This window comes from Maritimibacter harenae, from assembly GCF_009882975.1.
In the GTDB taxonomy this organism is placed as follows: Bacteria; Pseudomonadota; Alphaproteobacteria; order Rhodobacterales; family Rhodobacteraceae; genus Maritimibacter; species Maritimibacter harenae.
Genome location: NZ_WTUX01000007.1, coordinates 1 through 228, shown reverse-complemented (window position 1 = coordinate 228; position 228 = coordinate 1). Strand labels below are relative to the sequence as shown.

Below are 228 nucleotides of genomic sequence, written 5' to 3'. Positions count from 1 at the left end.
GCAGCCAATCGACATTCGGCAGACTGTCGCAAAGAGCCCGCGCACCGATGTAGTCGCTCACCTGCCCGGCAGTGACGAACAGGCTGAGTGGACGTCCCTGGCTGTCGCAGATGGCGTGCAATTTCGTGTTCATGCCACCCTTCGTCCGTCCGATCAGGCGACCGCGCCCCCCTTTTTGACGCCCAGACTGGACGCCGTGCGGTGAGCCTTCAGGTAGGTGGCGTCGAT

The 228-nt window shown here is 63.2% G+C and carries 1 pseudogene; it reads right to left on the bottom strand.

The window, feature by feature from the left end:
- Window positions 1–228, bottom strand: a pseudogene (locus GQE99_RS03995) (transposase); the annotation flags it as partial.